Source organism: Stenotrophomonas maltophilia group sp. vghtpe118 (genome assembly GCF_052605195.1).
Map to the genome: position 1 here is coordinate 3,741,485 of NZ_CP199672.1, position 13,298 is coordinate 3,754,782.

The window sequence follows — 13,298 nt, forward strand, 5'->3', positions numbered from 1 at the left end:
GCGTGGCATCCGTGCAAGCGGGTGCCACAGAATCTGTAGCCGTCGAGCTCGCTCGGCGCCATCAAAGCATGCCGCCGTGTCCGCACCCCTGCTTGAACAACTGATCGACGCACTGCGGGTGCTGCCTGGCGTAGGCCAGAAGACGGCGCAGCGTATGGCCTACCACCTGCTCGAGCGCGAGCGCGAAGGCGGCCAGCGCCTGGCCGAAACGCTGGCCTTGGCGGTGGAGCGTATCGGCCACTGCGCGCAGTGCCGCGACTTCAGCGAAACCGAGCTGTGCCCGACCTGTGCCAACAGCAGCCGCGAGCGCAGCCAGCTGTGCGTGGTCGAATCGCCGGCCGATCGTCTCGCGATCGAGAACGCGACGGGTTTTCGCGGTGTCTACTTCGTGCTGCAGGGCCGGCTGTCGCCGCTCGATGGCGTCGGCCCGCGCGAGCTGGGCCTGGAGCAGCTGGAGCAGCGGCTGGCCGAAGGTGAGGTACAGGAGCTGATCATCGCCACCAGTGCCACCGTCGAAGGCGAAGCCACCGCGCATTACCTTGCGCAGCTGGCGCGCGCGCGCAAGGTGCAGCCCAGCCGGCTGGCACAGGGCCTGCCGCTTGGCGGCGAGCTTGAATACGTTGACCGCGGCACGCTGTCGCACGCGTTCGGGACGCGCAGCGAATTCCGCGATTGAGGACCACCCGGGCATCACCCGGCGCGGCCGGCCTACAATGCGGAAGACACTCCCGCCGAGGCCGACCATGAGCAACGAAACCCTCTTCAGCAAGATCATCCGTCGCGAGATCCCGGCCACCATCGTCTATGAGGATGACGAGGTGCTGGGCTTCAAGGACATCGCACCGCAGGCGCCGGTGCACGTACTGTTCATTCCGAAGAACGAGATCATCCCGACCCTGGACGACCTGCAGCCGTCGCAGGCGCACCTGGTCGGCAAGCTGGCCCTGGCCGCTGCCGAATACGCGCGCCGCGAGGGTTTCGCGCAGGACGGCTACCGCATTGTGATGAACTGCCGCGAACATGCCGGGCAGACCGTGTTCCACATCCACATGCACCTGCTGGCCGGCGCGCCGCTGGGGCATTTCGGTACGCCGGGGCGTTGAAGCCCTGTCCATGCATGCGTGGATGAAAAAGGCCGCCCGAAGGCGGCCTTTTCCGATCATGCAGGGTGGGTGGCGATCACCACCAGCCCCAACGGCCGTAGCCACCCCAGTACGGGCCCCACGGACCGGGGCCCCACGGGCCATAGGGGTAGGGCACCACATCGACCTGGCGCTGTTCCGGCCACAGGTAGATCACATCGGCCGACAGCTTCGGCAGGCGGTAGTCGTAGTCCCCGATGCGGGTGTTCTGGTAGCCGTCGATCTTGCCGATGAAGGTCACGTCACGCCCGGCTTCAAACACGGCCGGGTCGTAGAAACCGGCGCGGCAGGCAATGAAGCGGCCGTCGCTGGCGTCGGACGAGGTGGTGTTCGGGCGGCCACTGGCGTTGAGCGGGCGCGAGATCATCTGGAAGCAGGTCTCGCCCTGGCCGGGCTTGGTCTCGATGATGCGGCCGCCCCATCGGACCGGCGTGCCGACCTGCTGGGTGGCGACCGAGTCGCGCGGGGAAATAAGGCTGAACTGTCCCTGCAGCGGCTTGGGGGCCGTGGCGCAGGCCGACAGGGCCAGCGTGGCCACAGCGGTGAGTAGGAACTTGGTGTTCATGGGGAGGCTCCGGAAGTCGGGCGATGCCTGCGCAGGTCCCGCAATAATGAAGCGAGGTCGGTGCAAGTTCCAGCGTAGCGCGCGTCGGCGAAACGCTGGCTGAGCGCGAGCAGGGTCGGGTCGGGTCGCTGCCGGTGAACCCGCTGTGCCCAGTCCTGTGCGGTTTCGTGCGGTTCGCGGGCCAGGCCAAGGCGCGCATACCGCCGCCCGAGCCGGTGCCAGGCGCGCAGCAGCGGGTCGCGCTCGCGCTCGCCGCGGGCCAGCAGCCAGGCCATCCACGCCAGTGCCAGCAGGGCGGCGGCCACGAATCCGGTCACCAGCTGCGCCGGCCCGAGGTCATCCAGCCCGAACGGCTTGAGCAGTTGCTGCTGGCGGCGTGCATCGAAGGACAGCACCAGGTCGTTCCAGCCGCGGCGCAGCCAGTCACCCATCTGCCCCAGCTGCAGCCAGCGCTGTTGCAGTGGGGTATCGGTGCCGGCCTGCAGGCGGTCGTCCAGGGTGTCCAGGATGCGTTCGGGTGCCACGGCGGCAGTCGGGTCGACCCGCACCCAGCCGCGTTGCGGCAGCCAGACTTCGGCCCAGGCGTGGGCATCCATGCGACGCACCACCCAGTAGTCGCCGATGCGGTTGCGGGTACCGCCTGCGAAGCCGGTCACCACCCGGGCCGGAATGCCGGCATTGCGCATCAGCACTACGAAGGCCGAACTGAAGTGCTGGCAGAAGCCGGCCTTGTAGTTGAACAGGAAATCGTCGACCGGATCGCGCCCCGCCACCGGTGTATCCAGCGTGTAGGAGAAGTCGCGGGTGATCCATTGCAGCGCACGGCGGACGATGGCCTCGTCATCGCTGCCGGCCTCCTGCCGCCATTGCCGCGCGAGCTGGGCGGTGCGCGGATTGAAGCCGGGCGGAAGCTGCAGCGCCGCGCGGCGCAGGTAGGGCGACAGATCGGTGTCGAACCGTTGCGGCGGCGCCGAATGCAACCGCCAGCGGCTGAGCGCGGACAGCGTGCGGTCGCTGCGCAGGCTCATGTCGGCATCGAAGCTGCTGCCCTCCGGTGCGCGGCTGGGCAGGTCCAGTGCCACCAGCAGGCGACGGTCGGTGGGCTCGTAGTCGATCTGGTAGTCCCAACCCTGTGCGGCGGTTTCGACTACCGGTGCGGGGCGCCCGGCCGTCGCGCGATCGCGGCTCCAGCGGTGGCCGTCGAACGACGTCAGCACCGGGCCGCGCCAATAGCGCTGCGCAGGCTCGGGCACCGCGCCGAAAAACTGCACGCGCAACGCCGGGGTGTCGTCGGCCATCAGGTCCAGCCACTGGTCCGGCGCCATGCTGTCAGCCAGGCCCGGTGTGCCCACCGCTCGCTCGGGTACGCCCCACAGCGGCGTGGACAAGCGCGGGAACAGCCAGAAGCAGGCCAGCGCGAGTGGCAGGCCGATCCCCAGCAGGCGGCCGACGCCACGCAGTTGTCCGCGCAGCGGCAGGCGAGGGCTGTGGCCCTCGTCCAGGGCCAGGCGTTGCAGGGCCAGCAGTGCGGCAACTGCGGCCAGCGCTGCCAGCCCGGTGGTCAGCGGCCCCTGGTCGAGCAGGAAGGCCGCGAACGGCGAGAACAACGCGAAGCCCAGCAGGCTGCGCGCATCGCGCAGGTTGCGCAGCTCGCTGGACTTGATCGCCAGCATCGCTGCCAGCAATGCGCAGCCGGTATCGCGGCCCGGCCGCACCATGCCCATCTGCCAGACGATGGCGGCAAGCATGGCCAGCACCAGCAACAGGCGGACCGGCATCGGCAGCAGCCGCCGCCATGAAAGCGCAGCGGTCAGCACGGCGGCGATCGCGATCACGCTGGCCAGCACCGGCGGCAGCTGCAGCAGCAGTGGCAGCAGCGCCAGCGCTGCGCTGGCCAGGGTCCAGCTGCGGGCGTTGCGGTCGAGCAGGACGGCAGGCTCAGTCATGGGGCATCAATGCCAGTGCGCGCAGGCACAGGTGGTGGTGGCTGGCACCCTGGCCGGGCCCCAACGGCGGATGGGCCGGAAGCAGCAGCGTATAGCGACGGCCTTCGCGTTCGGCCATGTCGACCCAGCGTGCCAGGCGTGCGATGCGCGCTTCATGGCCCAGCGCTGCCAGCGTGCGCCAATCCAGCACCACTTCGATGCCGATCGGCTTCTCGTACTCGCGTACCAGCAGGCTGTCGCGGCGCGCCGAGTGTTTCCAGGCAATGCTGCGCGGAGCATCGCCGGCACGATAGGGGCGCAGCTGATGCAGCTCTTCGCCCGTGGCGTGGGCGCGGGTGTGCAGGGGATCGCTGCCACTTTCCGGGAGGGGCGGTGCCTGGGCCTCGGCCAGCGGGTAGACCAGCAGCGGTTGCTCCGGCCACACCCACGACCATGCCCGCACCAGTCCCAGCGGCTGCGTGCTCGACAGGCGGATGCGGGGCAGTTCCAGCCAGCCGCGGCGCTCGCTGGGAACATCCAGCTCCACTTCGCCGCGACCGTGTGCAGGCAGTGCAACCCAGGCCTCGCTTGCGCCCAGCTGCAGGTGCAGCCCGTGGCGCGCGCGCGGGTCGAGCAACGAAAGGTCCACGCGCAGGCGCAGGGGATGCCCGGCCGGTACTGGTTCGGCGGAGATTGCATCGATCTGTATGCCGGACAGTTGCAGGTGCGCGGCGATGGCGCTGGCGATCGCTGCCGCGGCCAGCAGCAGCGCCAGCAGCAGGGCCGGGTTGTTGTTGTAGTTCAATGCGCCCAGCAGCATCGCCGACAGCAGGGTGGCGACGAACAGGCCGAAGCGTGTCGGTAGCACGTAGATGCGATGGCGGTCCAGTCGCTGCGGCAGGGCTTCGGGCTTGCGGGGGCGTGCCAGCAGCTGCATGCGTGCCCAGCGTGTGGCCACCTTCAGTCCACCGCGACGGTCTGCAGGATCGCCCGCGCCAGCGCCGGCCCGGAGCTGGATTCGGCTTCGGCCACCAGGCGATGGCCGGCCACCGCCACGAACAGGGTCTGCACGTCTTCGGGCACCACATGCCCGCGGCCAAGCAGCAGCGCATGTGCCCTGGCGGCACGCAGCAGGGCCAGTCCCGCGCGCGGTGACAGGCCTACGCGCACGCCGGCATGGTGTCGGCTGCGGGTCAGCAGCGCCTGCACATAGTCGATCAGCGCGTCGCTGGCATGCACCTGGCCAACCGCTTCACGCAATGCACGCACCTGGGTGTCGTCCAGCTTTGGCACCGCGCGTGCGATCAGGTCGCGGCGATCACTGCCGCGCAGCAGCTCGCGCTCGGCCTGCGCGCTGGGGTAGCCCATCGCCAGCCGCAGCAGGAAACGATCCAGCTGCGAATCCGGCAACGGGAAGGTGCCGGACAGGTCGACCGGGTTCTGCGTGGCGATGACGAAGAACGGATCGGGCAGTGGATGTGTCTGTCCATCCAGTGTGACCTGTTGCTCGGCCATCGCTTCCAGCAGCGCACTCTGTGTCCGCGGCGGTGCACGGTTGATCTCATCGGCCAGCAGCACGTGGGTGAACACCGGGCCGGGATGGAACTGGAACTGGCGGCTGCCGGCCTCGTACACCGAAACGCCAAGTACGTCCGCCGGCAACAGGTCGGAGGTGAACTGCACGCGCTGGAAGCTGAGACCGAGGCTGCTGGCCAATGCGTGCGCCAACGTGGTCTTGCCCAGCCCGGGCAGATCCTCGATGAGCAGGTGGCCGCCAGAAAGCAGGGCGACAAAGGCCAGCCTGACTTCCGGCACCTTGCCCAGCACCAGTGCGTTCACCTGATCCTGTGCCTCCCGCAGGGCCTGGCGCAGTTGATCGGTTAGCATGCTGGGATTGGGGGACGAGGCTGGCATGATCGTCTCAGGTCTGGAATCCATTCGATTATCCATAGAGCAATGCAAGGCGAACAGCGCGCGCGGGCGATTTTTCTCTGGTTGTGGACGCTGATCACAGCGGCCAAGCTGGTGGTGGCCGCGCGCCTGCCGCTGTTCGTCGACGAAGCGTTCTACTGGCAGGAAGGGCAGCATCTGGCCGCTGCCTATTCCGACCTGCCGGGGCTGACCGCCTGGCTTGCACGCCTGGGCGTGGAGATCTGTGGCCATCACGTACTCGCATTGCGCCTGCCGTTCCTGGCCATCGGCGCGCTGCTGCCGATGCTGGTGGTGCGCATCGCCACGCGCTGGTTTGGCAACGTGGCCGGGTGGCAGGCGGGCAGCCTGACCCTGCTGATGCCGTTGTCGGCCACGCTGGGCCTGCTGGCCGTGCCGGACGTACCGATGGCGCTGGCGGCGGTGATCTGCCTGCACGCCGGCGCGCGCCTGCTGCACAGCGTGGATGCGTCCTCGGCGATGAAGCTGGCGCTGGGCCTGCTGATCGGTGCGCTCAGCCACTACCGTTTCATTGGTGTCATCGGTGTCGGCTTCATTGCGCTGCTGGCGTTGCCGCAGGGCCGTCGCATGCTGGCCGATCCGCGCGTATGGGTGGCGCTGGCGGTGGGCGTGCTGGCCTGGCTGCCGTTGCTGGCGTGGAATGCCGACAACCACGATGCCGGCCTGAAGTTCCAGGTGGTCGAGCGCCACCCGTGGGCGTTCGAGTGGGAGGGGCTGTGGTTCCTGGTGATCCAGCCGATGCTGGTGACGCCGATCCTGTGCATCGCGATGTGGAAGGTCGCCCTGGCGGGTACCCGCAGTGGCGGTGGGGCGCGGGTGCAGTGGCGCTATTTCGGCCTGGTGGGCGGGGTGTCGACGCTGGGCATCTTCCTGCTGGGCTTCTTCACCGATGTCGAGCGGATCAGTTTCCACTGGCCCTTGCCAGGCTACCTGGCGTTGCTGGTGGCCGTGCCGGTGGTCCTCAACGGTTGGCCGCGCTGGTTGCGCCGTACCGGCTGGTGGCTGGCCGCTGCAGGTACCGTGCTGGCGTTCGGCTACTACCTGATGGCGTCCACGCCGGCACTGCGCGAGCAGATGGCCGGCAGCAAGTACTACCCGCGCAACTTTGCCGGCTGGCAGCCGCTGGCCGTGGCGGTGCGTGACGAACTGCGGCAGATGCCACCGGGTACGCGTGTCCTGGCGGGCAACTTCAAGGTCGGTGCCGAACTGGGCTTCCAGCTGGGCAATGGCGATATCGAGGTGTTGCCACATCCGCTCAACGACAAGCATGGGCGCACCGCACAGCTGGCGCAGTGGGACCTGCTGCACGAAGGCCCGCGCAGTGTGCCGATGCTGCTGGTGCTGTCACCCAGTGACCAGCGCTACCGCGATCTGCTGGCGCGCTATCACACCCTCTGCGAGCAGGTGGGGCCGCTGCCTGCGCCGCGGGTGGTCAGCAGCGATCATGGCTTCCAGCGGTTCCTGCTGTTCCGGCTGCCGGCCAAGCGTGCACAGGGGCCTTGCATAACACCCGCGATGGCCTGGCTGGATGCGCCGTCCAACGGTGAGAAGGTCTCCGGAACGCTCGCCATCAAGGGCTGGGCATTCAAGGATGGGGTCGGGCTGGCGCGGGTTGAAGTGCTGGTTGATGGCCGCTCGATCGGTGACGCGCGTTACGGGCGCGTGTTCGACGTTCGCCCCGCCTGGCCGGACAGTACCGATCCGCAGCATCCGGCGGTGGGCTTCGACGCGTCGCTGGACACCACCACGCTGGCGCCGGGCCGGCACTGGCTCGGCCTGCGCCTGCACGGGCGCGATGGCAGCGTGGAGGCGTGGCAGGAGCAACCGTTCGAGGTTCGTTGAGGTCCTCTGGTCCTGTGGAGCCGAGCCGATGCTCGGCTGCTTCCGAGTCAGATGGCAGGCAGCCTCGAAAAAAGCAGCCGAGCATGGGCTCGGCTCTACCGTTCACGGCACCGCAAATCCGGCCCTGCGCAGCAGGCCGCACAGCGCGATCAGTGGCAGGCCGACCAGCGCGGTCGGGTCGCGGTTGTCGATCGCCTCGAACAGGCTGATGCCCAGGCCCTCGCACTTGAAGCTGCCGGCGCAGTCCAGGGGTTGCTCGGTGGCGACGTAGCGGGCGATCTCCTGCGAATCCAGCGCGCGGAAGCGTACTTCGGTCAGATCCAGGGCGGCGAGGGATTCTCCATCCCGCCTGAGACTGATTGCCGTGTGAAAGCGTACCGTCTGCCCGGACATCGCCACCAGCTGCGCACAGGCCGCCTCGACCGTGCCCGGCTTGCCCAGCGGCTGGCCGTTCAGGTCGGCGACCTGGTCCGAGCCGATCACCCAGGCACCCGGATGGCGCGTGGCGACATCGGCCGCCTTGGCGGCGGCCAGGCGCGTGGCCAGGGCCATCGGGCCCTCGCCGTTCAACGGTGTTTCATCCACCTCCGGGCGTGCGCAGTCGAAGGGCAGGCCCAGCCGTTGCAGCAGTTCGCGACGGTAGCGGGAGGTGGAGGCCAGGACCAGTGACATGCGAGAATACCGAGGCAGGGCGCGGCAGTCTGGCCCGCCGGCAACGCCAGCAGCAAGTCCTGTATGGCGGGCATTTGACAGCGGGCGGTGCGATCCTTAGTATTCAGCGGCTTATGTCCGCGAACGTGCCCGAAACGCTGGATGCCTGGCGGATGGTTGTAGCGCGAAGGCGCTTCGACGGTCAGGTCTCCCTGGCTGAATTGACCCGCCTGCAGGGGTTGGTCGCAGATACCGACGGCGAGTGTGTCTACTCGCTTGAATTCGGTCGCGACGACGTCTTGCGGGTATCCTATGTGGAACTGACCATCGACACCGCGTTGCCGCTGACCTGTCAGCGCAGCATGCAGCGATTCCTGTTGCCGGTGAAGGTGACCCAGAGGCTTGGTCTGATCCGCGACGAGGACGAGGAATCGTCCCTGCCGGAGGAATACGAGGCGTTGCTGGTGCCGGAAGACGGCCAGCTGCGTCCGCTGGACCTGGTCGAGGACGAGCTGGTGCTGGCGGTGCCTGTGGTGCCGCTGTCGCCCGACGGTGAAGCAGTCGACAAGGACTGGGCACCGAGCGAAGAAGAAACAAAGAAGGCCAACCCGTTTGCGGCGTTGGCGGCATTGAAGAAACAATAGCAGCCGGTTGTCGTCGGCGGCTGCGGCGAAAGCGAAAAGTGTGCTGGGCGCTGGCGTCCTGTGCGACGAAACGACGAAGCAAAACGAACCGAGTTTGGAGCAATCCCATGGCTGTCCAGAAATCCCGTGTTACCCCGTCCCGCCGCGGCCAGCGCCGTTCGCATGACGCCCTGAGCGCCAAGCAGCTGTCGACCGACCCGACCACCGGCGAAGTGCACCTGCGTCACCACATCACTGCTGACGGTTTCTACCGCGGCAAGAAGGTCATCCAGACCAAGACCTCGGCCGTCGAAGAAGATTGATGTGCCGGGAAGGCCGCTGCCCCCGGGCAGCGGCCTTTGCCTTCTTTCCCGGGCGTGCCGGTGATCGGCGGCCCGCGCAACAGGAAACATGATGAGCAAGCGGATCTATTCGAGGATCGCGGGCACCGGCAGCTATTTGCCGGAGAAAGTCCTGACCAACGCCGACCTGGAAAAAATGGTCGAAACCTCGGATGAGTGGATCCAGTCGCGCACCGGAATTCGTGAACGGCACATCGCGGCCGAAGGCGAGACCACCAGCGACCTTGGCTACAACGCCGCCCTGCGCGCGCTTGAAGCCGCAGGCATCGATGCCTCGCAGCTCGACATGATCGTGGTCGGCACGACCACGCCTGACCTTATTTTCCCGTCCACCGCGTGCCTGATCCAGGCCAAGCTCGGTGTGGCCGGGTGCCCCGCCTTCGACGTCAACGCAGCCTGTTCCGGCTTCGTGTTCGCGCTGGGCGTGGCCGACAAATTCATCCGCTCCGGCGACTGCAAGCACGTGCTGGTGATCGGCACCGAAACGTTGACCCGCATGGTCGACTGGAACGATCGCACCACCTGCGTGCTGTTCGGTGATGGCGCCGGCGCCGTCGTGCTCAAGGCCGACGAAGAGACCGGCATCCTCAGCACCCACCTGCATGCCGATGGAAGCAAGAAGGAACTGCTGTGGAACCCGGTCGGCGTTTCGACCGGCTTCAAGGATGGCGCCAATGGTGGCGGCACCATCAACATGAAGGGCAACGACGTGTTCAAGTACGCCGTCAAGGCGCTGGACTCGGTCGTGGACGAGACCCTGGCCGCCAACGGCCTGGACAAGTCCGACCTGGATTGGCTGATCCCGCACCAGGCCAACCTGCGCATCATCGAAGCCACCGCCAAGCGCCTGGACATGTCGATGGACCAGGTCGTGGTGACCGTCGACAAGCACGGCAACACCTCGTCCGGTTCGGTGCCGCTGGCGCTGGACGCCGCCGTGCGTTCGGGCAGGGTCGAGCGCGGCCAGCTGCTGCTGCTGGAAGCCTTTGGTGGCGGCTTCACCTGGGGTTCGGCCCTGCTGCGCTATTGATAGTGAAAGTTACGACAATGTGAAGTCTTGTCGTTACGGCCCTTCGGGGCCGTAACGCGTTTAAGGAGGACCTGTCATGGTTGAGCCCATCGTCATCGAAGGGCAACGTGCCTGGCTGAAGCAGTACGGCAAGGGAAGCCGGGCGCTGGCCCTGGGCCTGCTCAATTTTGTTGCCCGTCGTTTCCATCTCGACGCCCTTCGTCCTCCTCCGCACCGTGGCGGCGACGCCGCGCGCGAAACCGAGGCCCGCCGCCTTGCAGAGCTGCAGGCCCAAGGCGTGAACGTGCCGAACGTGCTGGGCACCGGCCATGCCGCGCTGGTAATCGGCGACAACGGCAGCTCGTTCAATACCTGCCTGCGCGAAGCCGACGAAGCAGGTCGTGATCGGCTGGTGATGGCGGCGATGCAGGCCATTGCCCAAGCGCATGCGCGCGGCGCCTATTTTGGCCAGCCGCTGCCGCGCAATCTCACCTGGGATGGGCAGCAGGTCGGCTTCATCGATTTCGAGGAAGATCCGCTGGAAGTGATGGACCTGTCCGAAGCGCAGGCCCGCGACTGGCTGATGTTCGGCTATGGCGTGGCCAAGTACTACGCTGATCGCCCCGAACATCTGCAGGCGATGATGGCCGAGGCGATGGGCGAGGCCCAGGCGCCGGTGCGCGAGCACGTGCATGCGGTCAGTGGCCGCCTGCGCAGCCTGGCCAGGGTCTGCATGAAGCTGGGCCGCTCAGCGCGCGCGCTGGCCCATTCGATCTTCATCACCCACGGTGCCAGCACTGCTGGCGTGCTGATGCTGGTGGGCCTGTGCGTGGATTTCCTCGCCGACGGCGATCTGGACGTGCTGCAGCTGTTCTGCTGATCGTTGGCCGGGGTCAGATCCCATTTCCCGTGGAAAAGGGATCTGACCCTGTCATTGCTCCATACGCCTGCATACGCGCACGTACAGACGACACAGCGGATTCCCCCTTATCATGGCCCGCTTCGATTGCAACAAGCGGATGACCGCGTGACCGTATCCACCCTCGCTTTTGTCTTCCCCGGCCAGGGCTCGCAGTCTGTGGGCATGGTGGCCGAGCTGGCCGAACTGCACCCGCAGGTGCGTGAAGCCTTCACCGAGGCATCCGATGGTGCCGGCGTCGACCTGTGGGCGCTGTCCCAGGGCGGCCCGGAGGAAATGCTCAACCGTACCGAATACACGCAGCCGGCCCTGCTGGCCGCGAGTATCGGCGTGTGGCGTGCCTGGAACGCCGTGGGCGGTCCGCGCCCGTCGGTGCTGTCCGGCCACAGCCTGGGCGAGTACACCGCCCTGGTTGCCGCCGGCGCGCTGAGCCTGCATGACGGTGCGCACCTGGTGCGCCTGCGTGGCCAGCTGATGCAGGAAGCGGCGCCGGCCGGTGTCGGCGCCATGGCCGCCGTGCTCGGTGCCGAAGACCAGCTGGTGCTGGATGTCTGCGCCGAAACCGCAGGCAGCCAGGTAGTGGTGCCGGCCAACTTCAATTCGCCGGGCCAGATCGTGATCGGTGGCGACGCCGATGCGGTCGACCGTGCGCTGGCGCTGCTGGCCGAGAAGGGCGTGCGCAAGGCGGTCAAGCTGGCCGTCAGCGTGCCCTCGCACACCCCGTTGATGCGCGAAGCGGCCAACCGCCTGGCCGAAGTGATGGCCGGCCTGTCCTGGCAGGCGCCGCAGCTGCCGGTGGTGCAGAACGTCGATGCCCAGGTGCACGACGGCGTGGACGCCATCCGCACTGCGCTGGTCCAGCAGCTGTATCAGCCGGTGCAGTGGACCGGTTGCGTGCAGGCGTTGGCCGCCCGCGGCATCACCCAGATCGCCGAGTGCGGCCCAGGCAAGGTGCTGACCGGCCTGGTCAAGCGCATCGACAAGGCCATCGACGGCCGTCCGCTGGCCACGCCGGGCGACTTCGAAGGCGCCCGCGAGGCATGGTCGGCCTGACCTTCCCTGTTCCTGCCGACCGTACCGGTGGCCGCTGCAAGCGGCACGGTGCGGCGGCCGCTCCCGTCTGAGGAAAACATCATGAGCAAGCCCCTGCAGGGTGAAATCGCACTGGTCACCGGTGCCAGCCGTGGCATTGGCGCCGCCATCGCCGATCTGCTGGCCGCCCAGGGCGCCACCGTCATCGGCACCGCCACCACCGAATCCGGCGCCGCCGCGATCGGTGAGCGCCTGGCCGCCCACGGCGGTCACGGCCGCGCGCTGAACGTCACCGACGCCGCCGCGCTGGACAGCGTGCTCGATGGCATCGCCAAGGAATTCGGCCCGATCTCGATCCTGGTCAACAATGCCGGCATCACCCGCGACAACCTGCTGATGCGCATGAAGGACGAGGACTGGGCGTCGATCATCGACACCAACCTGACCAGCGTGTTCCGTACCAGCAAGGCGGTGATGCGCGGCATGATGAAGGCGCGCAAGGGCCGCATCATCAACATCGCATCGGTGGTGGGCGTGACCGGCAATGCCGGGCAGGCCAACTACGCGGCCGCCAAGGCCGGCATCATCGGCTTCAGCAAGTCGCTGGCCAAGGAAATCGGCTCGCGCGGCGTCACCGTCAATGTTGTCGCACCCGGCTTCATCGACACCGACATGACCAAGGCGTTGCCGGAAGAAGCGCGTACCGCGCTGATCAACGACATCGCCCTCGAACGCCTGGGTTCGCCGGAGGACATCGCCCATGCGGTGGCGTTCCTGGCCAGCCCGGCTGCCGGTTACATCACCGGCGAAACCCTCCATGTGAACGGCGGCATGTACATGCCGTAAGCAAGGGGCGCAGGGATTGCGCCGCAAGTGGTTGATCTGCGGAGGTTTTTGCTGCAATGCAAGGCCGCGCCGGTTTCCACTACACTATCCCACGGCCATCGCCCTTGATGGCGACCACTTTTGAACCACAACTCCATCTGGAGCGAGATCCCATGAGCACCATCGAAGAACGCGTCAAGAAAATCGTCGTCGAACAGCTTGGCGTCAAGGAAGATGAAGTCACCAACAGCGCATCGTTCGTCGATGACCTGGGCGCTGACTCGCTGGACACCGTCGAGCTGGTGATGGCCCTGGAAGAAGAATTCGAGTGCGAGATCCCGGACGAAGAAGCCGAGAAGATCAGCACCGTGCAGGCCGCCATCGACTACATCACGGCCCACGTCAAGGCCTGATGTCAGACGGCAGTGCGCGCGGGTCTCCGCTCGCCGCGCA

At 67.3% G+C, this 13,298-nt stretch carries 15 protein-coding genes; 10 read left to right on the forward strand and 5 right to left on the reverse strand.

The window, feature by feature from the left end; translation table 11 throughout:
* The first annotated feature begins 76 nt into the window (after positions 1 to 76).
* Positions 77 to 676 (forward strand): recombination mediator RecR, encoded by a 600-nt coding sequence (gene recR, locus ACUDTM_RS17045; RefSeq protein WP_005415496.1) that lies wholly within the window; start codon positions 77 to 79, stop codon positions 674 to 676.
* 67 nt (positions 677 to 743) lie between these two features.
* Positions 744 to 1,103: a histidine triad nucleotide-binding protein gene (locus ACUDTM_RS17050; RefSeq protein ID WP_005415497.1), complete on the forward strand. Its 360-nt coding sequence runs from the start codon at positions 744 to 746 to the stop codon at positions 1,101 to 1,103.
* A gap of 76 nt (positions 1,104 to 1,179) precedes the next feature.
* On the opposite strand, the gene ACUDTM_RS17055 is transcribed toward ACUDTM_RS17050, so the two are convergent.
* The 4 genes from ACUDTM_RS17055 to ACUDTM_RS17070 are packed head-to-tail and all read right to left on the reverse strand — an operon-like array spanning position 1,180 to position 5,546.
* Complete coding sequence (locus ACUDTM_RS17055; RefSeq protein WP_088497816.1) at positions 1,180 to 1,707, reverse strand: Slp family lipoprotein; 528 nt, start codon at positions 1,705 to 1,707, stop codon at positions 1,180 to 1,182.
* Positions 1,704 to 3,653 carry a transglutaminase TgpA family protein gene (locus ACUDTM_RS17060; RefSeq protein ID WP_353080136.1) on the reverse strand — a complete coding sequence of 650 codons (1,950 nt, stop codon included), beginning with the start codon at positions 3,651 to 3,653 and terminating at the stop codon, positions 1,704 to 1,706. Before ACUDTM_RS17060 ends, ACUDTM_RS17055 begins: the two co-directional genes overlap by 4 nt.
* Positions 3,646 to 4,569, reverse strand: a complete 924-nt coding sequence (locus tag ACUDTM_RS17065; protein ID WP_353080195.1) for a DUF58 domain-containing protein — start codon at positions 4,567 to 4,569, stop codon at positions 3,646 to 3,648. The genes ACUDTM_RS17060 and ACUDTM_RS17065 overlap by 8 nt, the downstream gene beginning before the upstream one ends.
* Before the next feature lie 23 nt (positions 4,570 to 4,592).
* Entirely contained in the window at positions 4,593 to 5,546 is a 954-nt protein-coding gene (locus ACUDTM_RS17070; protein ID WP_049417066.1) for an AAA family ATPase, read from the reverse strand.
* A 42-nt stretch (positions 5,547 to 5,588) separates the two neighbouring features.
* Between ACUDTM_RS17070 and ACUDTM_RS17075 the strand changes: the two genes are divergently transcribed.
* Entirely contained in the window at positions 5,589 to 7,424 is a 1,836-nt protein-coding gene (locus ACUDTM_RS17075; RefSeq protein WP_445391420.1) for a glycosyltransferase family 39 protein, read from the forward strand.
* Between the two features lie 102 nt (positions 7,425 to 7,526).
* On the opposite strand, the gene ACUDTM_RS17080 is transcribed toward ACUDTM_RS17075, so the two are convergent.
* Positions 7,527 to 8,096 carry a Maf family protein gene (locus ACUDTM_RS17080; protein WP_072168234.1) on the reverse strand — a complete coding sequence of 190 codons (570 nt, stop codon included), beginning with the start codon at positions 8,094 to 8,096 and terminating at the stop codon, positions 7,527 to 7,529.
* 113 nt (positions 8,097 to 8,209) lie between these two features.
* Between ACUDTM_RS17080 and ACUDTM_RS17085 the strand changes: the two genes are divergently transcribed.
* The 7 genes from ACUDTM_RS17085 (at position 8,210) to acpP (ending at position 13,258) form a co-directional block, all read left to right on the forward strand.
* On the forward strand, positions 8,210 to 8,719 hold the full coding sequence (locus ACUDTM_RS17085) for a YceD family protein (RefSeq protein ID WP_049404889.1): 510 nt from the start codon (positions 8,210 to 8,212) through the stop codon (positions 8,717 to 8,719).
* A 107-nt stretch (positions 8,720 to 8,826) separates the two neighbouring features.
* Positions 8,827 to 9,021 (forward strand): 50S ribosomal protein L32, encoded by a 195-nt coding sequence (gene rpmF, locus ACUDTM_RS17090; RefSeq protein WP_005408308.1) that lies wholly within the window; start codon positions 8,827 to 8,829, stop codon positions 9,019 to 9,021.
* A gap of 91 nt (positions 9,022 to 9,112) precedes the next feature.
* On the forward strand, positions 9,113 to 10,090 hold the full coding sequence (locus ACUDTM_RS17095) for a beta-ketoacyl-ACP synthase III (protein ID WP_005415505.1): 978 nt from the start codon (positions 9,113 to 9,115) through the stop codon (positions 10,088 to 10,090).
* A gap of 76 nt (positions 10,091 to 10,166) precedes the next feature.
* Positions 10,167 to 10,949 (forward strand): serine/threonine protein phosphatase, encoded by a 783-nt coding sequence (locus tag ACUDTM_RS17100; protein WP_072168233.1) that lies wholly within the window; start codon positions 10,167 to 10,169, stop codon positions 10,947 to 10,949.
* A gap of 147 nt (positions 10,950 to 11,096) precedes the next feature.
* On the forward strand, positions 11,097 to 12,041 hold the full coding sequence (fabD, locus tag ACUDTM_RS17105; RefSeq protein WP_445391421.1) for an ACP S-malonyltransferase: 945 nt from the start codon (positions 11,097 to 11,099) through the stop codon (positions 12,039 to 12,041).
* Positions 12,042 to 12,122: 81 nt separating this feature from the next.
* On the forward strand, positions 12,123 to 12,866 hold the full coding sequence (fabG, locus tag ACUDTM_RS17110; protein ID WP_005408312.1) for a 3-oxoacyl-ACP reductase FabG: 744 nt from the start codon (positions 12,123 to 12,125) through the stop codon (positions 12,864 to 12,866).
* 152 nt (positions 12,867 to 13,018) lie between these two features.
* Positions 13,019 to 13,258, forward strand: a complete 240-nt coding sequence (gene acpP, locus ACUDTM_RS17115; RefSeq protein WP_061480516.1) for an acyl carrier protein — start codon at positions 13,019 to 13,021, stop codon at positions 13,256 to 13,258.
* Positions 13,259 to 13,298 lie beyond the last annotated feature (40 nt).